Origin of the sequence: Streptomyces monashensis (assembly GCF_001866665.1) — a bacterium.
In the GTDB taxonomy this organism is placed as follows: Bacteria; Actinomycetota; Actinomycetes; order Streptomycetales; family Streptomycetaceae; genus Streptomyces; species Streptomyces monashensis.
The window spans coordinates 1-20107 of record NZ_MLYO01000011.1 but is presented as its reverse complement, the minus strand read 5'-3'; the positions used below and the strand labels follow the sequence as shown (position 1 = coordinate 20107).

The window sequence follows — 20107 nt, the reverse complement described above, 5'->3', positions numbered from 1 at the left end:
GGCTCCGCCGGTTCAGCGAGGTCGGGAGCCGCTCGGCGGGTACTGTGCGTCGCCGGGTGCGGATGCGTTCCGGCTGGTCGCGCAGTTCCCCGCGCCCCTGGGTCGGTCCGCTGCCCCGGCGTCTACAAGAACGCCGCGTACGCGTCCAGCACCTCCAGTACCTCCTTCTCCCCCGCCGGCGGCAGCTGGAGCACGGCCTCCTCGATGCCCAGGTCGGCGTAGTGGGCGAGTTTGCCGGGGGTCGGCAGGACCGCGTACGGGACGACCTGGAGGGCGGCCGGGTCGCGACCCGCGTCCGCCCAGGCCGTGCGCAGCACCGGCAGGGACTCGGCGAGGCCGCGTCCGCCGATCGGGAGCCAGCCGTCGGCGTACTCCGCGATGTGCGCGAACAGCTTCGGCCCGGCCGCCCCGCCGACGAGCGTGCGCGGGCCGGTGACCGGGCCGCGCGCCTTCTGCACCGGCTTGGGGTGTGCCTCACTGGCCCGGACCGAGCCGAACTCGCCCTCGTAGGCGGTCGGTTCCGCCGCCCACAGCGCCTGCATCAGCCGTGTCCGGTCCCGGACCAGCTCGCGGCGGGTGCGCCAGTCGACGCCGTGGTCGGCGGCCTCCTCGACGTTCCAGCCGTAGCCGAGCCCCAGTGTGCAGCGGCCGCCGGAGAGGTGGTCCAGGGTGGCGATCTGCTTGGCGAGGGCGATCGGGTCGTGCTGGGCGACCAGGGTGATGCCGGTGCCGAGGCCGAGCCGTTCCGTCACGGCGGCGGCCTGCCCGAGGGCGACGAAGGGGTCGAGGGTGCGGCCGTACTCGCGCGGCAGGTCGCCGCCGGCCGGGTACGGGGTGGTCCGCTCGACGGGGATGTGGGTGTGTTCGGGCAGGTACAGGCCGGCGTAGCCCCGTGCCTCCAGCTCGCGGGCGAGCCGGACCGGAGCGATGGTCTCGTCGGTGAGGAAGATCGTGACGGCGATGCGCATGACCCATCTGTACCGGGGATGGCGCGAAGTGTCCATACCGACTGGTCGGCATCTGACGCCGCCCCGTGTCCCGCCTTCCGTGTCGCCGCGCACAGGGATACGGATGCCTGTGGATTCCCTTTCCTTCCGGGGAAGTTCACGTCGAGAGGGGACAGTGAGCACCATGTGTGACGGCACGCACGATCACGCCCATGGCATCGGCAGACGCGCGCTGTTCGTGACGGGCGCCGCGGCTGCCCTTACGTTGGGAAGCGTGAGCTTCGCAGCGGCGGACGGGCAGGACCACGAGACACGGACGGTACGCGGAACGCTGCCGCCCGGCTCCCCCGACTTCGTGTACGTTCCGGTCGAAGTCCCGGCCGGCGTACGGGAGATCAAGGTCTCCTACACCTACGACAGGCCCTCGGTCCCGGCCGGCACCCAGGGCAACGCGCTCGACATCGGCCTCTTCGACGACCACGGCACCGAACTGGGCGGCCGGGGCTTTCGCGGCTGGTCCGGCGGGGCGCGCACGGAGTTCTTCGTCCGGGCCGACGACGCGACCCCCGGGTACGTCCCCGGCCCCGTGCGGGAGGGCACCTGGTACGTCGCGCTGGGCCCCTACACGGTGGCGCCGCAGGGCCTCGCCTACGAGCTGACGATCACGCTGACCTACGGCTCGGCCGGGGCGACCCCGCGGCCCGTCTATCCGCCCTCCCGGGCGAAGGGGCGCGGCCGGGGCTGGTACCGGGGCGACTGCCATCTGCACTCCTGGTACTCCGACGGCCGCCGCACCCCGGCCGAGATCGCGGCCCTCGCGCGGGCGGCGGGCCTGGACTTCATCAACTCCTCGGACCACAACACCCACTCCGCCCACCCGCACTGGGCGGACCAGGCGGGCGACGACCTGCTGATCATGCTCGGCGAGGAGATCACCACCCGCAACGGCCACGTGGTCGCGCTCGGCACCGAGCCCGGCACCTTCGTGGACTGGCGCTACCGCGCCCGGGACAACCGCTGGGCCCGCTTCGCCCGGGACATCCGCCGCGCCGGCGGCCTGGTCGTCCCCGCCCACCCGCACGCCACCTGCGTCGGCTGCGGCTGGAAGTTCGGCTTCGCCGAGGCGGACGCCGTGGAGGTGTGGAACGGCCCGTACACCCCGGACGACGAGATCACGCTGGCCGACTGGGACAACCAGCTGGTCGCCTCCGTGCGGCAGGGGCGGGCCTGGCTCCCGGCGATGGGCAACAGCGACGCCCACCGCGACCCGGACGCGGTCGGCAGCCCGCAGACGGTCGTCCTCGCCGACGACCTGACCCGGGCGGCGATCCAGGAGGGCATCCGCGCGGGCCGCTCCTACGTGGCCGAGTCGAAGAACGTGACCCTCGGCTTCACGGCGACGGGCGGGCGCGGGCGGCAGGCGGGCATCGGGGAGCGGCTGGACGTGGCCGCCGACACCCCGGTGACCGTACGGCTGGAGGTCTCCGGCGCGCCGCGCTGCTCGGTGCGGTTCGTCACCGACCAGGGCGTGCTGTTCACCAGCGATCCCCTGCCGGTGGCGGGCACGGGCACGGTCGAGTGGCGTACGACGCCCTCCTACGCGGCCTACGTGCGCGCCGAGGTGCGGCACGAGACGGCGGCCGGACCGGTACCGGGGGCGCTGGCCGCGTTCACGAACCCGGTGTTCCTCGGGACGCGCGGCGGGTCATGACGGTCAGCCGCGTGCGGTCCTCGTCAGCTGCCGCAGTTCGATGAGCGTCGCGACGGCGCGCAGCCAGCGGGCGGCGGTGTCGTCGGCGGTGACACCGGCCGCGAGTCCGGTGCCGGCGGCCAGCCAGTCGCGGACGACGGCGCTCGCCTCCGGGCGCGGCAGCGGCTCGGGAAGTCCCGCGGCGTAGGCGAGGCCGCCGGCGCGGACGGTGTCGGCGAGGAAGGCAACCGAACGCGGGCGGGTGCCGAGGCGGTCGAGCAGCACGGCCGCGCCCGCGGCGCCGTCGCCGAACAGGGCGGTGCGCCGGGGGCCGGGCGGTGCGGTCAGGCCGTAGCGGAGCAGCACGCCCATGTCGAGCCGGGCCAGTTCGTCGTCCGTGCGGTCGGGGTTCATCGTGGTCTCGGAATCGCTCTCGAGGGGGTCGGCTCAGCGGACGGTGACGGTGTAGACGACGCGCTCGGGCGCGGACTCCCGGTACGGTGCGGTCGACGCCGGAGCCGGCGTGCCGTCGCCGTCGCCGCAGGTGGTGGCGAACGTGCAGTGGGTCAGCACGATCCGGGTGCTGCCCCTGCCGGTCGCCTCGAAGGTGAACGTGAGGCTGCTGCCGCCGCCCACCAGGTGCTTGTCGCCGGAGTCCGACGCGCTGTGCTGCCCGCGGTCGCGGACCACCGCGGTGTCGGGCCGGGGGGCGGACAGGTACCAGTGCTCCCGGGTGGAGGCGTTCTCGTGGACGGTGAGCGTGAAGCGCTCCCCGGCCTTCGCGGTGATGCGGGATTCGCCGGTGGGGTGCGCGACGGGGGCGGGCGCGGCGCTGCCCGACCCGCAGCCCGCGACGAGCGCGAGCAGCCCGGCCGCCGCGACGGCGCCGCCCGCCCTACTTCGCCGTCGGGAGGTACACGCTGTACGCGTCGTTGAGTCCACTGTCCGCTGCCTTGCTCATGTGTCCGTTGATGAAGTCGTTCTCGCTGACCCAGGTCGTCGTGCCCCAGGGGTTGTAGATCTGCAGCTTGTCGCCCTGCTGCGCGATGACGGTCATCGCGTGGGCGCCGTCCTTGCCCTTGACGTCGACGGGGACCGGGCGGCCGTCCGCGACCGCCTTCTCGACATCGCTCAGCACCGCCCTGCGGTCGGCGGCGCCCGCCAGGTCGTGGCGCTGGTAGTCGTCGCCGGTGGCGGCGCCGATGGTGGTGTCGTCGATGTGCTGCTGCCCGTCGGGGCCCATGCCCTCCCAGTGGTCACCGCCGTGGCCCTCCGTGTGCAGCCGGTGCTGCTCGGCCACCAGGCGCCGCTTGAACGCCTCGGGGTCGTCCTCCTGTCCGCTGGGGCCGCCGGTGATGCCGAGGGCGTAGAGGGGGTCGACCATGGCGCGGGCGGTGACGGTGGACGAGGCCACGCAGGTGCCCTCCGAGCCGTCGCCGCCCTGGATCCACCGCTGCCCGTCGAAGGTGACGTAGTCCTTGTTGTTGTTGGAGCCGTCGGACGCCAGGCCCTCGTCGTTCATGCTGTCCACCTCGGTGACGACGGGCGTGAGGTGCCTGCGCAGCCACTCCGGGTCGTGGCCCTGGATCTTGCCCTGGAACTGCTCGATCTCCGCCACGCTGTGCCCGGCGGCCAGGACCTTCATCAGATAGGCCCGCTCCTGCGGGCTCTGCGACCCGGCCAGCATCTGGTCCATGGCGGCCCGGTCGGCGGCGCTCAGCTGGTCCATGCGCCGGCCGGCGCGCTCCAGCTCGTGCGCGCTGAGGATCTCGTTCGTCACGGAGTCGCCGTCGACGGCGCTGGTCTCGGCCAGCATCAGCTTGTCGACGGCGGTCAGGTCGCCCGTGCCCAGCTTGCGCATGCGTGCCTCGGAGACCCACTTGTTCAGGTCCCTGGCGGCGGCGTGGGCGGCGTCGTCGGCGGCGATCGCGGCCTTGTGCATGTCCTCGGCGCCCAGAGAGGCGAGGGAACGCGCGTTCAGCCGGACGGCCTTGTCGGCGTCGGACTCGAAGAGGTCGTCGAACCAGTCGTCCTTGCCGCCGAGCGTCCCGAGCGCCTCGCGCAGCGAATCCCGCCCGTCGCTGTCCTGCCTCTTGGCGTCCTTGAGGGCGTCGGAGAACGTGAGCAGCGCCAGTCCGCCGCCGTAGAAGGCCCGGCCCATCGCCCCGGCGGCCACCCCGGCAGCGGCCACCGCGTCCGAGGCGAGGACGCTCGTGTTCCCGGCCCAGACGTCCGGCAGGCCCTTCTTGGCCACCCTGTCGATGCGCTTGTAGAGGTCCTCGAGGTCCTGCTTCTGGTACAGCTTGCCGAGGGACTCCAGCGTCGCCGTGTCGCCGACCGGGGCGGAGACGGCGAGCGCGTCGTTGATGGCGTCGATCAGGTCGTTCTTGCTGTCGGCGGAGGCAATGGTCTTGCACAGCTCGCCCAGCCGCGTGCGGCGGTCGCCCGTGGACTCCGTCATCGCCCGCCCCCTCAGTAGTCGGCCAGCGCCGACGGACGTGTGCCGTGGGCGGGCATGGTGGAGACGTAGCCGTCACCGACGGGAGCGGGCATGGTGCTGACGGAGCTGTCGCCGACCCGCACACTGCGGACACTCGTGTCGACGAGGCTGTCACTGCCGTGGTACGCCCCCTTCGACAGCCGTACCTTGTCGGCCAGTTCGTGCAGCGCCGATTCCAGGGCCTTGGCCTCCGCCTCCCAGGCGGCGGCGTACGCGTTGAACGCCGCGGCGGCGTCGTGACCGCCGAGCGCGTCGTCCATGTAGCACATGCCGGGCTGGATCGCCTGGCCGATCTTGCCCGCGTCGTCGCCCGCGGCGTCCAGCTCCTTCGCCTGTCCTGACATACCGGACTTGACCGTGTAGCCGTCCGAAGACGCGCCCATCAGGCTCCCCCGTTGAAATGATCACGACCGCGGGGGAGGCTAACACGCGACAGCCGACGGAAAGTCCGGGCATCACATGCCCCGCACCGAGCCGACACACCATCCCCGCCGCGACACCGCGCCGGCAGACCAGGAGAGCAACCGGCATGCCAGCCTCCGCAGACCGCAAGCACCGCATGGTGACCGCCTTCCAGCGGCACATCGCCAACCCCCTCAACCGGCGGCTGCCGTTCCAGACCCTCCTGGAGACCACCGGCCGCACCTCCGGCCTGCCCCGGCGGACCCCGGTCGGGGGCCGCCGGGTCGGGGACGCCTTCTGGCTGGTCTCCGAGTTCGGCCACAAGTCGCAGTACGTCCGCAACATCCAGGCCGACCCGAGGGTCCGCGTCCGCCTCGCCGGCCGCTGGCACCACGGCACCGCCCACCTCCTCCCCGACGACGACCCCCGCGCCCGCCTGCGCGCCCTCCCCTTCTTCAACAGCACGGCGGTCCGGGCGTTCGGCACGGACCTGCTGACGGTGCGCGTGGATCTGGAGGACTGAGACGGGGCGACGCGGGAGCGGCGGGAGTCACCCCGGCCACACGATCGCCTGCACCTCGCTGTAGGCGTGCAGGGCGTACGAGCCCACGTCGCGGCCCACTCCGCTCTTCTTGAAGCCGCCGAACGGGGCCTCCATGTTGCGGCCGACCGTGTTGATGCCGACCCCGCCGGCCCGCAGGCGCCGGGCGACGCGGAAGGCGCGGGCGACGTCGCCGGACCAGACGTAGTCGATGAGGCCGTAGTCGGAGTCGTTGGCGAGGGCCACCCCCTCGTCCTCGTCGTCGAAGGGGACGACGCAGACCACCGGGCCGAAGATCTCCTCGCGGGCCACCCGCATGTCGTTGACGCAGTCGGCGAGGAGGGTGGGAGCCACGTAGAACCCCCGCTCCAGCGGCGGCCGTTCGCCGCCGGTGACCACCGTCGCGCCCTCTTTGCGGCCCAGGTCGACGTACGACTCGACCCGCGCCCGGTGCTCCGCCGAGATCACCGGACCGACCACCGTGTCCGGCGCGGCCGGGTCGCCGATCCTCAACCGGCGTGCGTACTGCGCCAGTTGGTCGACCAGCCGCTCGTACACCCCGCGCTGCGCCAGCACCCGCGTCGGCGCGGTGCAGATCTGGCCGCTGTAGAAGGAGAACGTGGTGCCGATGCCCGCGACGGCCGAGGCGAGGTCGGCGTCGTCGAAGACGAGGGCCGCGCCCTTGCCGCCGAGTTCCATCAGCTGGCGTCGCATGTCCCGCCCGCACACCTCTGCGATGCGCCGGCCGACGGCCGTGGAACCGGTGAAGCTGACCATGTCGACGTCCTCGGACGCCACCACCGCCTCGCCCACGGCGACGTCCCGCCCGGAGACCACGTTCACCACGCCCGGCGGCGCGCCGGCCGCCTGAAGCGCCTCGGCCATCCGGTAGACGGACAGCGGGTCCTGCGGGGCGGGCTTCACCACCACCGTGTTGCCCATGGCCAGCGCCGGGGCGACCTTCCCGGCCGGGTTGGCCCAGGGGTTGTTGTACGAGGTGACGCAGGTGACGACGCCGACGGGCTGCCGCAGCGCCAGCGCGCCCGTCACCCCGGCCTTCCCCATCGGCCCGGCCTCGTTGATCTGCGGGGCGATCGCCCACTCGGCGCTCTCCACGCTCGCGTACCGGCGGAACCGGGCGGCGGCCACCCCGACCTGCAGGGACCGGGCGGTCGCGGTGGTCGCCCCGGTCTCGGCGCGGGCGAGGTCGGCGTACGGCACCAGCCGGCCGCGGATGATCTCCGCCGCCCGCGCCAGCACCGCCGCCCGTTCCTCCGGCCGGGTCCGCGACCACGGCCCGAACGCCTCCCGGGCCGCCGCGCAGGCCTCCCGTGCCTGCTCCGGCGAGGCCTCCGGCGCCCGGCCGACGCTCTCCTCGGTGGCCGGATCGGTCACCGGGTAGTACCCGCCGTCGGGTTCCACCCACGCCCCGCCGACGAACAGCCGCTGCCCGTCGCTCACCGCGTCCCCACCGTCCGCGTGTCGGTCCCCGAGCGCAGCACCCTGCCCGGTACGGCGCCGCTCACCACGTCGTCCCGGATCGCCTCGACGCCGTTGACCCACACGGCCCGGACGCCGATCGCCGCCGAGTCGAGGCGGGGGCTGTCGCCCGGCAGGTCGTGCACGAGCCGCGCCTGCCCGGCGTCGATCCGCTCCGGGTCGAAGAGGACCAGGTCGGCGTGGAAGCCCGCGCGGATCCGGCCCCGCTCCCGCAGCCCGAACAGCCGCGCCGGATCGTCGGTCAGCATCTGCACCGCCCGCTCCAGACCGACCAGCTTCCGCCTGCGCAGACAGTCCCCGAGGAACCGGGTCGTGTACGGCGCCCCGCACATCCGGTCCAGGTGCGCCCCGGCGTCGGAGCCGCCCAGCAGGACGTCCTCGTGCTGCCAGGTCTCGGCGCGCAGCGCCCAGGAGGCCGGGTCGTTGTCGGTCGGCATCGGCCACAGCACCGTGCGCAGCTCGTCGGCCGCGCAGATCTCCACCAGGCAGGCGAAGGGGTCCAGTCCGCGCTCCTCGGCGATGTCCCGCACCACCCGGCCGCTCAGGCCCCGGTTGGCCTCGCTGTAGGTGTCCCCGATGACGTACCGCCCGAAGTTCGCGAGCCGCCGGAAGACCCCCGCCTCCTCGGACCGGGCCCGCCGCAGCATCTCCGCCCGGACCTCCGGGTCCCGCAGCCTGGCGATCCGCTCGGGGACCGGCAGCCCGAGGACCGGCCCCCACCCGGGGATCAGGTTGAGGGCGCAGAACGTGCCCAGGGACATGTTCATCGGGGTCAGGATGGGCATGGTGAGCGCCACGATCCGCCCACCCGCCTTCCGTGCCCGCTCGCTCGCGCTCAGCTGCCGGGGCACCCGCTCGGGTACGGCCGCGTCGACGGTGAGCACGTTCCAGTTGAGCGGCCGCCCGGCGACCGCGCTCATCTCCACGAGCAGATCGATCTCGTCGTCGCTGAACCGGTCCAGGCACCCGGCGACGATCGCCTCGATCTGCGTGCCCTCGTGCTCCCCGACCGCGCGGGCCATGGCGAGCAGTTCGGCGGGCCGTGCGTGCCGGGAGGCGACCGGCCTGCCGTCGCCGTCGGAGTGGGTGCTGGACTGGGTGGTGGAGAACCCCCAGGCGCCCGCGTCCATCGCCTCGTGCAACAGCCGTACGATCTCGGCCAGTTGCTCCTCGCTCGGCTGTCCGCCGACCGCGTCCGGTCCCATCACGTGCCGCCGCAGCGCGCAGTGCCCGACCATGAAGCCCGCGTTGACGGCGATCCGGCCGTCGAGCGCGTCCAGGTACTCCCCGAACGAGTTCCAGTTCCAGGGCGCCCCCTCCTCCAGCGCCACCAGGGACATCCCCTCCACCTTGGACATCATCCGGCGCGTGTAGTCGGCGTCCTCGGGGCGGGCGGGGTTCAGCGGGGCGAGGGTGAACCCGCAGTTCCCGGCGGCGACCGTGGTGACCCCGTGGTTCAGCGAGGGCGTGGCGTACGGGTCCCAGAAGAGCTGGGCGTCGTAGTGGGTGTGGGGGTCCACGAAACCGGGGGCGAGGACGAGGCCCGCGACGTCCTCGGCGGTGCGGGCCTCCTCGGTGACCTCGCCGACGACGGCGATACGGCCGTCCCGGATGCCGACGTCGGCGGTGCGGGCGGGGGCGCCGGTGCCGTCGACGACGGTGGCGCCCTTGATCACGTGGTCCAGCATTCCCGCGACCCCCTCAGACCGCTTGCCGGAACCGGCTCGTCCGGTGCACGGGATCCGTGTCGATCTTCGGGATCACGTGCTCGCCGATCAGCCGTATCGTCTGCAGCGTCTCCTCCTTCGGCACCCCCACCGGCAGCCCGAAGCTGAGCTGGTCCGCGCCCGCCTGCTCCCAGCGCTTGCACTGGCGCAGCACCTCGTCCGGGTCGCCGCAGATCAGCAGCTCCTCCTCGATCAGAAGCTCCACGAACTCCGGCGTGTACGGGGGCAGCGTCTCGGGCCAGACCGGGAAGCCCTCCGGCCGGGGGAAGGTGTCGTGGTACCGGAAGACCAGCGACGGCAGGTAGTGCAGCCCGCCGCCGACCGCGATCCGGATGGCCTCCTCGTGCGTGGGCGCGCAGATCGCGGTCGTCGTCACCATCACGTTGTCGTTGACGAAGTCACCGACCGGCTCGGCGTTCACGACCGCCGTCTTGTACTGCTCCAGCACCCACTCCATGTCGGAGACCTTCTGGATGCTGAAGCCGAGCACGCCGAGCCCCTTCTTCGCGGCCATGGCGTACGACGCCGGCGACCCGGCCGCGTACCACATCGCCGGGTGGGACTTCCCGTACGGCTTCGGCAGGACCTTCCGCGGCGGCAGCTGCCAGTGCTTGCCCTGGAAGCCGCCGTACTCGTCCTCGCGCCACATCTTCGGGAACTCGGCGATCGTCTCCTCCCAGATCTCCTTCGTGTGGTTCATGTCGGTCACACCCGGTATGAACCCGAGGATCTCGTGGGACCCGGCGCCCCGCCCGCTGCCGAACTCGAAGCGGCCCTCGCTGAGGTGGTCGAGCATGGCGACCTTCTCGGCGACCTTCACGGGGTGGTTGACCTGGGCGAGGGGGTTGAAGATCCCGGAGCCCAGGTGGATCCGGTCGGTCGCGTGCGCCAGGTAGCCCAGGAACACGTCGTTGGCGGACAGGTGCGAGTACTCCTCCAGGAAGTGGTGCTCGGAGGCCCAGGCGTACTTGAAGCCGGACCGGTCCGCCTGGATGACGTACTCGGTCTCCTCCATCAGCGCCTTGTGCTCGGCGAGCGGGTCGGCCTCGGCGCGCTTGCCCACGTATCCCTGTACAAAGAGCCCGAATTCCACGGCGGTTCACCATCCCGGTCCAGGTGGTCCTGTGAGTCCTACGCACTTTCTGACGTAGCGTCAGATTCGTCAATAGTTGACACCCCGTCAGATCGCGCTGGGGATGTCCGTCAGATGACACTGACCCCCGCCAGCCACCCGCCGTCGATCACGAACGGCTGCCCGGTGATGTACGAGGAGTCCGCCGAGGTCAGGAAGAGCGCCAGCCGGGCCACCTCCTCCGGCTGCCCGACCCGCCCGAGCGGCACGAGCCGCCGGTACAGCTCGTCCAGCGCCCGGCTCATCTCCTCCGGGTCGGCGTCCGGGTCCAGGCGGGCCGGGTTGGACATCGGGGTGTCGATGGCGCCCGGGCAGACCGCGTTGACCCGGATCCCCCGGCCGGCCAGCTCCAGCGCCGCGACCCGGGTCAGCCCCAGCACGGCGTGCTTGGTGGCGGCGTACGTGCCGACGGCCGCCATGCCGGTGAGCGCCGTGTAGGAGGCGGTGTTCACGATCGTGCCGCCGTCCGGCAGCTCCGGCACGACCGCCTTCATGCCCAGGAAACAGCCGACCTGGTTGACCCGCACGACCTGCATGAACTCGTCCAGCGGGGTGTCCGCGAGGGCGTTGAAGCGCAGGATGCCCGCGTTGTTGACGAGCCCGTCGATGCGCCCGTAGGCCTCCTTCACGGCCCCGACGGCCGCTCTCCAGCCGTCCTCGTCGCCCACGTCGAGGTGGACGTACAGCCCGCCGATCTCCTTCGCCAGGGCCTCGCCCTGCTCGTCCAGCACATCGGCGACGGCCACCCGCGCGCCCTCCGCCCTGAAGAGCCGCGCCTCCTGCTCGCCCTGCCCGCGGGCCGCCCCGGTGATGACGACGACCCGACCGTCCAGCTTGCCCATGGAGCCCTCCTCAGCGGAGCCGGGGTGCGACCTCGGCCCCGAACGCGGTGATCTGCTCGACGAGTTCGGCCCGGCTCCGGCTGCGGAACCGCACCTGGATCTGGTCCACGCCCATCGCCCGGTACGCCCGCAGCGACGCGGCGATCTCCTCCGGCGCCCCGGTGAGGGTCCGCCGCCCGACCTCCCAGCCGGCCCGCCCGACGTACAGCGGCTCGGTGATGGCCCCGACGGTGAACGCCCCCTCGACGCCCGCTTCTTCGCGCAGCCGCCGGATGCGGGCGATCCGCGCGGGCAGCCGCTCCCGGGGATCCCCCTGCGGCAGCCAGCCGTCGCCCTTCAGGGCGGCCCGGCGCACAGCGGGAGGAGACGAGCCCCCGACCCAGAGCGGGACGTGCGGCTGAGCCGGCCGGGGCAGCTGGCCGAGCCCGGCGAAGTCGTAGAACTTGCCGTGGTGTTCGGGGAACTCCGCCGGCCCGAGGGCCGCCCGCAACGCGTCGATCGTCTCGTCCAGCACTGCCCCCCGCCGCTCGAAGTCGGCCCCGACCGCCTCGAACTCCTCCCGCACGTGTCCGGCGCCCACCCCGAGGATCAGCCGGCCGCCGGCGAGGTGGTCGAGGGTGGCGTACTGCTTGGCGGTGAGGAGCGGGTGCCGCAGGCCGACGACGGCGACGTGGCTGAGCAGGCGCACCCGCTCGGTGACGGCGGCGAGGTGGGCGAGGGTGGCCACGGGGTCGTACCAGACCGTGCTCATGGCTCCGGCGAGGCGGCGCGGGATCGCCACGTGGTCGCAGACGGCGAGATAGCCGAACCCGGCCCGGTCCGCCGCCCGCGCGATCTCCACCAGGTCGGCGGGCCCGGCCCCGGCCTCCCACTCCTCGGCGTAGATCGTGCTCTGCGACTGGACGGGCAGCTGCATGCCGTAGGCGCCGTGGAGGGGCGCCTGGGCGGTCACCTGGGCCCCCGCCACAGCCCGTCCTCCGTCAGCCCCAGCAGCTCGATGGCGTTGCCGCGCACGATCCGCTCGACCACGTCGTCCGCCAGGTGCCCCATCTGCGTCTCGGCGACCTCGCGGGACTTGGGCCAGGTGGAGTCCGAGTGCGGGTAGTCGGTCTCGTACAGGACGTTGCCGACGCCGATGGAGTCGAGGTTCCGGAGCCCGAAGGCGTCGTCGAAGAAGCAGCCGTAGACGTGGCCGGCGAAGGTCTCGGACGGCGGCCGGGTGACCTTGTCGGCGACCCCGCCCCACCCCCGGTTCTCCTCCCACACCACGTCGGCGCGCTCAAGGATGTACGGGATCCAGCCGATCTGCCCCTCCGCGTACATCACCCTGAGGTTCGGGAAGCGCTCGAACTTCCCGCTCATCAGCCAGTCCACCATCGAGAAGCAGCAGTTGGCGAAGGTGATGGTGGAGCCGACGGCGGGCGGGGCGTCGGCGGAGGTGGAGGGCATCCGGCTGCTGGAGCCGATGTGCATCGCGACGACCGTGCCGGTCTCGTCGCACGCCGCGAGGAACGGGTCCCAGTCGTCGGCGTGCACGGACGGCAGGCCCAGGTGCGGCGGTATCTCGGAGAACGCGACGGCCCGCACGCCCCGTGCCGCGTTGCGCCGCACTTCCGCGGCGGCCAGCTCGGCGTCCCACAGAGGTATGAGGGTGAGCGGTATCAGCCGGCCGCGCGCCTTCGGCCCGCACCACTCCTCCACCATCCAGTCGTTGTAGGCGCGCACGCACAGCAGGCCGAGTTCCTTGTCGGCGGCCTCCGTGAAGGTCTGTCCGCAAAAGCGCGGGAAGGTCGGGAAGCAGACGGCCGACTGGACGTGGTTGACGTCCATGTCGGCGAGCCGGGCGGGGACGTCGTACGACCCGGCCCGCATCTGCTCGTAGGTGATGACTTCGAGCCTGACCTCGTCGCGGTCGACGCCGACGGCGGTGTCGAGTCGGGTGAGCGGCCGCCGCAGGTCCTCGTAGACCCACCAGTCGCCGAGGGGCCCGTCCGTGCCGCCGGGATCGCCCATGACGGGCCTGAACCGTCCGCCGAGGAAGGTCATCTCCTTCAGCGGCGCGCGCACGATCCGGGGTCCGACGTCCAGGTACTTCTTCGGCAGCCGGTCCTGCCAGACGGCGGCGGGCTCCACGGTGTGGTCGTCGACGGAGATGATCAGCGGGAACTGTGGTGTCTCCATGTTCCTCACGGTAGCGCTGATCTGACGACCCGTCAGCTAGTGGGATACGGTCCACTGTGTGCGAAGACCGTGTGAGGGCCTTGTGCACTCCGCCGCGCCGACCTGTGATCGCCGTCTCCCACGGCTGACGCAACCGCCCGGAACAAGGCAAACTGACGGGGTTGTTCGTGGACCCGAGGGGGACCAACGCATGGACGATGGGCCGCGAGTGCCTGAGCAGCGGCGCCCCGCCTCCGTGAACGTCACGGAGCCACAGGCGCTGCGGTTCGGCGTGCTCGGTCCGGTACGGGCCTGGCGCGGCACCGAGCCGATCGGCACGGGCTCCCCGCAGCAGCGCGCCCTGCTGGCCGCCCTGCTGCTGCGCGAGGGCCGTACGGCGACCGCGGCGGAGCTCATCGACGCCCTGTGGGGCGCCGAGCCGCCCTCGCAGGCGCTGGCGGCGCTGCGCACGTACGCCTCCCGGCTGCGCAAGGTGCTGGACCCCGGCGTGCTGGTCAGCGAGTCCGGCGGCTATGCCGTACGGGGCCTGCGCGAGGGCGCCCTGGACCTGGCGCAGGCGCAGGAACTGGCGGCGCGGGCGGAGAAGGCGCGCGCGGCCGGCGATCTGTGCCGCGCCCGCGAGCTCCTGAACGAGGCCCTGGGCAGGTGGGACGGCGAACCGCTGGCCGGCGTCCCCGGCCCGTACGCCGAGACCCAGCGCGTCCGCCTGGAGGAATGGCGCCTCGGCCTCCTCGAATCCCGCCTGGACATGGACCTGGAGCAGGGCTGCCACGCGGAGGCGGTGTCGGAACTGACCGCGCTGACCGCCGCCCACCCCCTGCGGGAGCGCCTGCGCGAGCTGCTGATGCTGGCGCTGTACCGCAGCGGGCGACAGGCCGAGGCACTCGCCGTCTACGCCGACACCCGCCGCCTGCTCTCCGAGGAGCTCGGCGTGGACCCGCGCGCGGGCCTCAGCGAGTTGCAGCAGCGCATCCTCCAGGCCGACCCGGCGCTGGCGGAACCCTCGTCCCCGTCTTCGGAACCCTCCGTCGGCGCGGTCCGTCCCGCCCAACTGCCGGCCTCCGTACCCGACTTCACCGGACGGGAGTCCTTCGTCGCGGAACTGAGCGAGGTACTCGCATCGGCGTCGGAGTCGGCGGACGCCGGCAACCGGGTGATGGCGGTCTCCGCGCTGGCGGGCATCGGGGGCGTGGGCAAGACGACCCTGGCGGTGCACGTGGCCCACCGGGCCCGCACGGCCTTCCCCGACGGCCAGCTCTACGTCGACCTCCAGGGCGCGGGCCCGCGCCCCGCCGAACCGGAGACGGTCCTGGGCTCGTTCCTGCGCGCGCTGGGCACGGCGGACTCGGCGATCCCGGACAGTATGGAGGAACGGGCGGCCCTGTACCGCTCGGTCCTGGACGGCCGGCGGGTACTGGTCCTGCTGGACAACGCCAAGGACGCGGCCCAGGTACGCCCGCTCCTGCCGGGCACGGAGGGCTGCGCGGCGCTGGTGACGTCCCGCGTCCGCATGGTCGACCTGGCGGGCGCCCACCTGGTGGACCTGGACGTGATGTCCCCGGAGGAGGCGCTGGCCCTCTTCACGAAGATCGTGGGCGAGGAACGGGTGGCGGCGGAGCGGGAGGCCGCACTGGACGTGGTCGCGGCGTGCGGCTTCCTCCCTCTGGCGATCCGCATCGCGGCGTCGCGTCTGGCGTCCCGCCGTACGTGGACGGTCTCGGTCCTGGCCGCCAAGCTGGCGGACGAACGCCGCCGGCTCGATGAGTTGCAAGCCGGGGATTTGGCGGTGAAGGCGACGTTCGAGCTGGGCTACGGGCAGTTGGAGCGCGCCCAGGCACGGGCGTTCAGGCTGCTGGGGCTGGCCGACGGCCCGGACATCTCCCTCGCTGCCGCGGCCGCGGTCCTCGACCTTCCGGTGGTGGACACGGAGGACCTCCTGGAGTCCCTCGTGGACACCTCGCTGCTGGAGTCGGCGGCGCCTGGACGGTATCGCTTCCACGACCTGGTCCGGCTCTACGCGCGTGCGTGCGCGGAGAGGGACGAACAGCCGCCGAGCGAACGGGAGGCGGCGATGTCCCGCCTGCTGGACTTCTATCTGGCGACGGCGGCGCAGGTGTATGCGATGGAGCGGCCGGGGGACCGGTTGGTGGATCATCTGGAGCCGACGGAGTATCCAGGGTTGCGGTTCGAGGACCGGAATCAGGCACGGGACTGGTTGTACACCGAGGCGATCTGCCTGCTGGCCTGTGTACGGCAGTCGACGCGGCCCGATCAGCTCAGGCGGGCCGTCGATCTGCTGTGGGCGGCCATCGACCTTGCCGAATCGGGCGCCAACTCCAAGGAGTACGAGGCCACCGGGGCGGCCCTGCGCACTGCCGCGCAGGCCTGCCGTGATCGACGCGCCGAGGCCCGCTCCCTGGTCACGCTCGCCAACGGCCACCACATGTCCGGCCGCTTCGAGTTGGCGGATCAGGAAGCCGCCGAGGCCGTGCAGCTCGCCGAGACCGCCGACGACCCCCTCCCCCAGTGCTGGGCGTCCAACATGCTCGGGGTCATCTCGCTGTATCAGAACCGCTATACCGCCGGTGAAGGCCACCTCACCCGAGCCATCGAGAGTTTCCGCGCCGCCGGCGACCGGCCGGGCGAGGCGAGTGCCCTGTGCAACCTTTCGAGGATTCGCCTTGCCATGGGCCGTACCGAGAGCGCGGTGCAGCTGGCCCAGCAGGGTACGGACATGTACGACGACATGGGCCACGCCCTCAAGGGCGCCAACGGCCGTTACGCCCTGGGACTCGCCCTCACTCAGAGCGGGCAGCTCGGGCTCGCCACCGAACGCCTCGAAGAGGCCCTCGACGTGTTCCGCGACAGCCGCCAACGGTTGTGGGAGGGGATGACCCTGTTCCGCCTCTCGGAGGTGGACCTCGCGGCCGGCCGCCTGACACAAGCAGCGACCAATGCGGAATGGGCGTTGGCCCGTCTCCGCGGAATCGGCGGCGAATGGCGACGCGGAAACGTCCTCACCGCGCTCGGCCGGGCGCTGACCGGCATCGGACAGATCGGGCGCGCACAGGTCTGCCTGCAGGAAGCTCTCGCTGTCTACGAGACGCTGCACGCACCGGAAGCGGACGAGGTCCGGGCTCTGCTCAAGCCACTCGCGGTGGCCTGAATCCATATGCCTGCACGTTCATCATTCGTTTATCCCCGTCCGACATTCTCAGTCGTGTCGTTCCGCCGCGTCGGGGGGCAGACGGGACGTCACGCGGCCGCGCCTTAGGGTGGACCGGCCCATCGTGTCCTGCTCGGCGACAACTCGGGGGAGTTGCCGGGCAGGACACCCAGACCTTTCGCACAGAGCCTCAGGGGAGCACTCATGAGCGACACCGAGAAGAAGACGACCGCAGCCACGACCGGCACCGAGGTCACCACGCTGAACACGCACGCCACCAGCGAGCCCATCAAGCCGGTCACCCTGGCCGCGGGCGAGGAGATCGGTGCGGTCACTCCTGACAACACGCACGCCACGGACGAGAAGGCCTGACCGGGCCCCACATCCGACGGGGGAGTCGGCCGCGACGGCACCGAGGGGGAGCCGTCGCGGCCGACGTGTGTCCGGAATCAGCACCCTCACCATCGACTCTCCGATCTCCGAGGAAACCGCCATGACCCGTATCGCGAAGATCGTCGCCACCACCGCCCTGATACTCGGCACGACCGCGACCGCGGTAAGCCCGGCCCTGGCCGACAGCCACCAGCCGGTGAGCCCGGACAACGCTCACGCCACGCTCGTGGTCCCCCACAACACCCACGTCACGGACAGCGACAGCTGAGTCAACCGGCACCACCCAGTTCGCACCACACCGTCTTGGCCTCCACCCCCCGCTCCACACCCCAGCGCAGAGCCACCGCCTCCAACAGGGCGAGTCCGCGTCCTTCCTCGTCGTCGAGCTCCGCGGGCCGGGACAGGGGGAGGGCCTGCCCGGCCGGGTCCGTCACCTCGACGCGGATGCGATCACCGTCCGTCCGGACCACCCGCACACGGACCAGGACCCCCTCCCCCACATGCCGGATCACGTTGGTGACGAGTTCGGTGACGCAGAGTTCGGCGTCCGGGCAGGGTCCGCTCAGGTAGCGGCGAACGGTACGCCGAAGCCCCCGCAGCGCCTCCGGTACGGCGGGAAGCTCGACATCCAGCGGTGTCGTCCGGCCCGGTGCCGCATCGGAGCCCCGCAGCGCCGCCGCCAGCCTGCGCGCCACGGCGGCGTTGCAGTTGCCGAGCGCGACCAGGCCTGCCGGTGCCCGGTACGACCCCGCGAAGCTCGGCAGGTCCACCCGGAGGGACGGCAGGGTGATGCCGTGGGCGGAGAGGGCGGCGCGCAGGTCATCCACGCAGAGGGTGATGTCGTAGGCGGAGTTGTCGGATTCGGACGACGGCATGGCGGCTTACGCCTCCCTGTGCTTTCTGTGACAAAACAGTCACACAATGACGCGACCGTCGGTACCGTTTGAAGAGCTTTCGACTACGCAGAGCAACAGGCAAACGGCGGTGATGAGTTGTGCCCCCACGCAAGGACCCCGACGCATCGGCCAACGTCCCCTCGTTCTACGGCGCCGAGTTGCGCTACCGACGGGAACTGGCGGGACTGACCCTGGAGCAACTGGCGGAAGGAAGCTTCCGTGGCGTCCCTTTCCTGAGCCAGATCGAACGCGCCGAGCGGCGCATGCCGGTGGATCTGGCCCGGCACGTCGACAAGGTCCTGAAGACGGACGGGTTTTTCGAGCGGCGTTGTGAAGACGCGCGCAGGGCACGGCAGTCGGGGCATGCGGAGTACTTCGCGGATGTGGCGGAGATGGAGCAGCATGCGGAGACGATCGAGGACTGGGCGCCAACGCTGGTGCCGGGGCTGCTGCAGACGCAGGCCTACGCCGAGGCCGTCGTACACACGTCGCTGCCGTGGCTGCCGCCCGAGAGGGTCGACAAGCAGGTCCGGGCCCGGCTGAAGCGGGCGGAGATCTGGAAACGCGACGAGCGGCCGTCGTTCTGGGCTGTCCTGCACGAGTCCCTCATTCGCAAGCCTCTCCTTCCGTCGGCGGAGATGGCGGTGCAACTGGAGCACATCGCTGACGTGATCGGCTCCACGCAGGGTGTTCTGCAGATCCTCCCGGAAACGGCGCACGCCCACCCGTTCATGATGGGCATGATGCGGGTCATGACCTTCCCGGACGCACCACCGGTCGCCTACACCGAGGGCCTCCACAATGGCCAACTCATCGACTATCCGGCGCTCGTGAAGAACTACCGCAGGTCGTACGATCTGCTCAGGGCCGCGGCACTACCGCCAGAGGCGTCCCTGGCCATGGTCGAACAAGCGGCAGAGGACTACCGAGATGGCAAGCACCGGGATTGACCTGAGCACCGTCGTGTGGCGCAAGAGCAGCTACAGCAACGGAAGCGGTGGCGAGTGCGTCGAAGTCTGCGATGCCCACCCCGGTGTGATCCCCGTCCGCGACTCGAAGAAGGCCGAGGACGGCCCCGTACTCCTCTTCCAACCCCTCGTCTGGGACGCCTTCGTCGGCTCGCTCAAGGGCTGACCAGGGTTATCCACAGGGCGAGCGGCAGGGCGGGGTTTCTGCGATCTTGCCCTGGTGGAGCGCAGGGACTTGAGGGCGCTGGCGGACAGGGGCGTCCTGCTCACCTCACGTGCCGTCGAGGCCGGCTGGCCCCGGCGCAGTCTCACGCGTGCGCTGCGCGCGGAGGGCTGGACCCAACTCCGGCACGGCGCCTGGGCGGAGCCGGGGCAGAGCCCGGACCTGCTCACTCGGCTCCGGGCGGTGCTGTTCCGTGAACCCCGGCTGATCGTGAGCCATGGTTCGGCGGCCACCCTCTGGCGCATCGAGTTGCTCGGCGACAGCCGTGGTAGCCGTAAGGCACCGTTGGAGTTCACCGACCCCCAGCTCACCCTCCGCCGCCTGAGCAGCGACGTACACGTACACCGCCTCCAGCTCGACCCGGCCGACGTGGTGGAACGGCAGGGACTGCGCCTCACCAACCCCACCCGCACGGTCACCGACCTGCTCCGACGGGGTCCGAGGGACGAGGCGGTCGTCGCAGTGGACTCGGCGCTGACCTACCGCAGGGTCGGGCACGTCCGCCGCGCACCGCTCACCCGGTGGGACGACATCGTCGCCGCGCTGGAGTCGGCTGGGCAGGCTCAGGGCTCGGCCCGGGCCCGGCGCCGGCTGCCCCTGTGCGACCCGCGCTCCGGTTCCCCGGCGGAGACGGTTGCCCGACTCCGTATGTACGACGCCGCTCTCCACCCCGAGAGCCAGGCCGAGCTGCGCACACCGGACGGACGCCGCCGCACCGTCGACTTCCTGTTCCGGGCGCCGGGGTTGGGCGTGGAGATCGAGGGCTACGCCTACCACGGCACCCGTGACGCCCACCGCCAGGACATCGCCCGCTTCAACCAGCTCCTGCGGTGCCCGGAGATCCGCAGCCTCCTCCGCTTCAGCGCCGAGGACGTTTTCCACCGCCCTGCGTACATGGTCGAGGAGATCAGGTCCACCTTGGCCGACCTGACCGGTGCCTCCAAGTGACCGTGGGGCCGCCCGCTTCTCTCTCAGTGTCGTGCTTCCGCGAGGTGTGTA

General features: G+C 71.9%; 20 protein-coding genes. 8 read left to right on the top strand and 12 right to left on the bottom strand.

The window, feature by feature from the left end:
• Positions 1–122 precede the first annotated feature (122 nt).
• Complete coding sequence (locus BIV23_RS03680) at positions 123–968, bottom strand: TIGR03619 family F420-dependent LLM class oxidoreductase (protein WP_071379275.1); 846 nt, start codon at positions 966–968, stop codon at positions 123–125.
• Between the two features lie 163 nt (positions 969–1131).
• Here BIV23_RS03680 and BIV23_RS03675 point away from each other — a divergent pair, with 163 nt between their 5' ends.
• Entirely contained in the window at positions 1132–2658 is a 1527-nt protein-coding gene (locus BIV23_RS03675) for a CehA/McbA family metallohydrolase (RefSeq protein WP_071379274.1), read from the top strand.
• A 3-nt stretch (positions 2659–2661) separates the two neighbouring features.
• Here BIV23_RS03675 and BIV23_RS03670 read toward each other — a convergent pair whose 3' ends face one another.
• Genes BIV23_RS03670 through BIV23_RS03655 form a run of 4 tightly spaced genes read right to left on the bottom strand, consistent with a single transcriptional unit; the run spans position 2662 to position 5520 of the window.
• Positions 2662–3051 carry a hypothetical protein gene (locus tag BIV23_RS03670; protein ID WP_071379273.1) on the bottom strand — a complete coding sequence of 130 codons (390 nt, stop codon included), beginning with the start codon at positions 3049–3051 and terminating at the stop codon, positions 2662–2664.
• A gap of 33 nt (positions 3052–3084) precedes the next feature.
• On the bottom strand, positions 3085–3579 hold the full coding sequence (locus BIV23_RS03665; RefSeq protein WP_079172931.1) for a protease inhibitor I42 family protein: 495 nt from the start codon (positions 3577–3579) through the stop codon (positions 3085–3087).
• Positions 3533–5098: a peptidoglycan-binding protein gene (locus tag BIV23_RS03660; RefSeq protein WP_071379272.1), complete on the bottom strand. Its 1566-nt coding sequence runs from the start codon at positions 5096–5098 to the stop codon at positions 3533–3535. The genes BIV23_RS03665 and BIV23_RS03660 overlap by 47 nt, the downstream gene beginning before the upstream one ends.
• A gap of 11 nt (positions 5099–5109) precedes the next feature.
• Entirely contained in the window at positions 5110–5520 is a 411-nt protein-coding gene (locus BIV23_RS03655) for a hypothetical protein (RefSeq protein ID WP_071379271.1), read from the bottom strand.
• 146 nt (positions 5521–5666) lie between these two features.
• On the opposite strand from BIV23_RS03655, the gene BIV23_RS03650 reads away from it, so the two are divergent.
• On the top strand, positions 5667–6062 hold the full coding sequence (locus BIV23_RS03650; protein ID WP_071379270.1) for a nitroreductase/quinone reductase family protein: 396 nt from the start codon (positions 5667–5669) through the stop codon (positions 6060–6062).
• Between the two features lie 27 nt (positions 6063–6089).
• Here BIV23_RS03650 and BIV23_RS03645 read toward each other — a convergent pair whose 3' ends face one another.
• From BIV23_RS03645 to BIV23_RS03620, 6 genes are all read right to left on the bottom strand, one after another.
• Positions 6090–7541 carry an aldehyde dehydrogenase family protein gene (locus BIV23_RS03645; protein ID WP_071379269.1) on the bottom strand — a complete coding sequence of 484 codons (1452 nt, stop codon included), beginning with the start codon at positions 7539–7541 and terminating at the stop codon, positions 6090–6092.
• Complete coding sequence (locus tag BIV23_RS03640; protein ID WP_071379268.1) at positions 7538–9268, bottom strand: N-acyl-D-amino-acid deacylase family protein; 1731 nt, start codon at positions 9266–9268, stop codon at positions 7538–7540. The genes BIV23_RS03645 and BIV23_RS03640 overlap by 4 nt, the downstream gene beginning before the upstream one ends.
• A 13-nt stretch (positions 9269–9281) precedes the next feature.
• Positions 9282–10400: an LLM class flavin-dependent oxidoreductase gene (locus tag BIV23_RS03635; RefSeq protein ID WP_079172930.1), complete on the bottom strand. Its 1119-nt coding sequence runs from the start codon at positions 10398–10400 to the stop codon at positions 9282–9284.
• A 110-nt stretch (positions 10401–10510) separates the two neighbouring features.
• Complete coding sequence (locus tag BIV23_RS03630; protein WP_071379266.1) at positions 10511–11281, bottom strand: SDR family NAD(P)-dependent oxidoreductase; 771 nt, start codon at positions 11279–11281, stop codon at positions 10511–10513.
• 10 nt (positions 11282–11291) lie between these two features.
• Entirely contained in the window at positions 11292–12197 is a 906-nt protein-coding gene (locus tag BIV23_RS03625; RefSeq protein WP_071379451.1) for a TIGR03619 family F420-dependent LLM class oxidoreductase, read from the bottom strand.
• A 32-nt stretch (positions 12198–12229) separates the two neighbouring features.
• Complete coding sequence (locus BIV23_RS03620) at positions 12230–13462, bottom strand: amidohydrolase family protein (RefSeq protein WP_071379265.1); 1233 nt, start codon at positions 13460–13462, stop codon at positions 12230–12232.
• A gap of 190 nt (positions 13463–13652) precedes the next feature.
• Between BIV23_RS03620 and afsR the strand changes: the two genes are divergently transcribed.
• The 3 genes from afsR to BIV23_RS50135 all read left to right on the top strand — a co-directional run bounded on the left by afsR (position 13653) and on the right by BIV23_RS50135 (position 17289).
• The gene (afsR, locus tag BIV23_RS03615) at positions 13653–16628 is read left to right on the top strand and encodes an SARP-family global regulator AfsR (RefSeq protein ID WP_071379264.1); all 2976 of its coding nucleotides are present in this window, start codon (positions 13653–13655) and stop codon (positions 16626–16628) included.
• Positions 16629–16832: 204 nt separating this feature from the next.
• Positions 16833–17000 carry a hypothetical protein gene (locus BIV23_RS50140; RefSeq protein WP_177239694.1) on the top strand — a complete coding sequence of 56 codons (168 nt, stop codon included), beginning with the start codon at positions 16833–16835 and terminating at the stop codon, positions 16998–17000.
• Between the two features lie 121 nt (positions 17001–17121).
• Positions 17122–17289 carry a hypothetical protein gene (locus BIV23_RS50135; protein ID WP_177239692.1) on the top strand — a complete coding sequence of 56 codons (168 nt, stop codon included), beginning with the start codon at positions 17122–17124 and terminating at the stop codon, positions 17287–17289.
• A 1-nt stretch (position 17290) separates the two neighbouring features.
• Here the strand turns inward: BIV23_RS50135 and BIV23_RS53510 are convergent, their stop codons facing one another.
• Positions 17291–17896: an ATP-binding protein gene (locus tag BIV23_RS53510; protein WP_079172929.1), complete on the bottom strand. Its 606-nt coding sequence runs from the start codon at positions 17894–17896 to the stop codon at positions 17291–17293.
• A 119-nt stretch (positions 17897–18015) separates the two neighbouring features.
• On the opposite strand from BIV23_RS53510, the gene BIV23_RS03600 reads away from it, so the two are divergent.
• Genes BIV23_RS03600 through BIV23_RS51530 form a run of 3 tightly spaced genes read left to right on the top strand, consistent with a single transcriptional unit; the run spans position 18016 to position 20056 of the window.
• Positions 18016–18867 (top strand): helix-turn-helix domain-containing protein, encoded by an 852-nt coding sequence (locus BIV23_RS03600; protein WP_071379262.1) that lies wholly within the window; start codon positions 18016–18018, stop codon positions 18865–18867.
• A complete protein-coding gene (locus tag BIV23_RS03595) occupies positions 18848–19051 on the top strand; it encodes a DUF397 domain-containing protein (RefSeq protein ID WP_071379261.1) in 204 nt (67 codons plus the stop codon). Before BIV23_RS03600 ends, BIV23_RS03595 begins: the two co-directional genes overlap by 20 nt.
• Before the next feature lie 54 nt (positions 19052–19105).
• A complete protein-coding gene (locus BIV23_RS51530; RefSeq protein ID WP_071379260.1) occupies positions 19106–20056 on the top strand; it encodes a hypothetical protein in 951 nt (316 codons plus the stop codon).
• Positions 20057–20107: the final 51 nt, after the last annotated feature.

What these genes read in the sequence shown, in the direction of transcription:
- BIV23_RS03640 (WP_071379268.1), bottom strand. Translation starts at nt 9,268, where the DNA reads ATGCTGGACCACGTGATCAAGGGCGCCACCGTCGTCGACGGCACCGGC.
- BIV23_RS50140 (WP_177239694.1), top strand. Translation starts at nt 16,833, where the DNA reads ATGAGCGACACCGAGAAGAAGACGACCGCAGCCACGACCGGCACCGAG.
- afsR (WP_071379264.1), top strand. Translation starts at nt 13,653, where the DNA reads ATGGACGATGGGCCGCGAGTGCCTGAGCAGCGGCGCCCCGCCTCCGTG.
- BIV23_RS03655 (WP_071379271.1), bottom strand. Translation starts at nt 5,520, where the DNA reads ATGGGCGCGTCTTCGGACGGCTACACGGTCAAGTCCGGTATGTCAGGA.
- BIV23_RS03625 (WP_071379451.1), bottom strand. Translation starts at nt 12,197, where the DNA reads ATGCAGCTGCCCGTCCAGTCGCAGAGCACGATCTACGCCGAGGAGTGG.
- BIV23_RS03660 (WP_071379272.1), bottom strand. Translation starts at nt 5,098, where the DNA reads ATGACGGAGTCCACGGGCGACCGCCGCACGCGGCTGGGCGAGCTGTGC.
- BIV23_RS03650 (WP_071379270.1), top strand. Translation starts at nt 5,667, where the DNA reads ATGCCAGCCTCCGCAGACCGCAAGCACCGCATGGTGACCGCCTTCCAG.
- BIV23_RS03630 (WP_071379266.1), bottom strand. Translation starts at nt 11,281, where the DNA reads ATGGGCAAGCTGGACGGTCGGGTCGTCGTCATCACCGGGGCGGCCCGC.
- BIV23_RS03675 (WP_071379274.1), top strand. Translation starts at nt 1,132, where the DNA reads ATGTGTGACGGCACGCACGATCACGCCCATGGCATCGGCAGACGCGCG.
- BIV23_RS03670 (WP_071379273.1), bottom strand. Translation starts at nt 3,051, where the DNA reads ATGAACCCCGACCGCACGGACGACGAACTGGCCCGGCTCGACATGGGC.
- BIV23_RS53510 (WP_079172929.1), bottom strand. Translation starts at nt 17,896, where the DNA reads ATGCCGTCGTCCGAATCCGACAACTCCGCCTACGACATCACCCTCTGC.
- BIV23_RS03680 (WP_071379275.1), bottom strand. Translation starts at nt 968, where the DNA reads ATGCGCATCGCCGTCACGATCTTCCTCACCGACGAGACCATCGCTCCG.
- BIV23_RS50135 (WP_177239692.1), top strand. Translation starts at nt 17,122, where the DNA reads ATGACCCGTATCGCGAAGATCGTCGCCACCACCGCCCTGATACTCGGC.
- BIV23_RS03620 (WP_071379265.1), bottom strand. Translation starts at nt 13,462, where the DNA reads ATGGAGACACCACAGTTCCCGCTGATCATCTCCGTCGACGACCACACC.
- BIV23_RS03595 (WP_071379261.1), top strand. Translation starts at nt 18,848, where the DNA reads ATGGCAAGCACCGGGATTGACCTGAGCACCGTCGTGTGGCGCAAGAGC.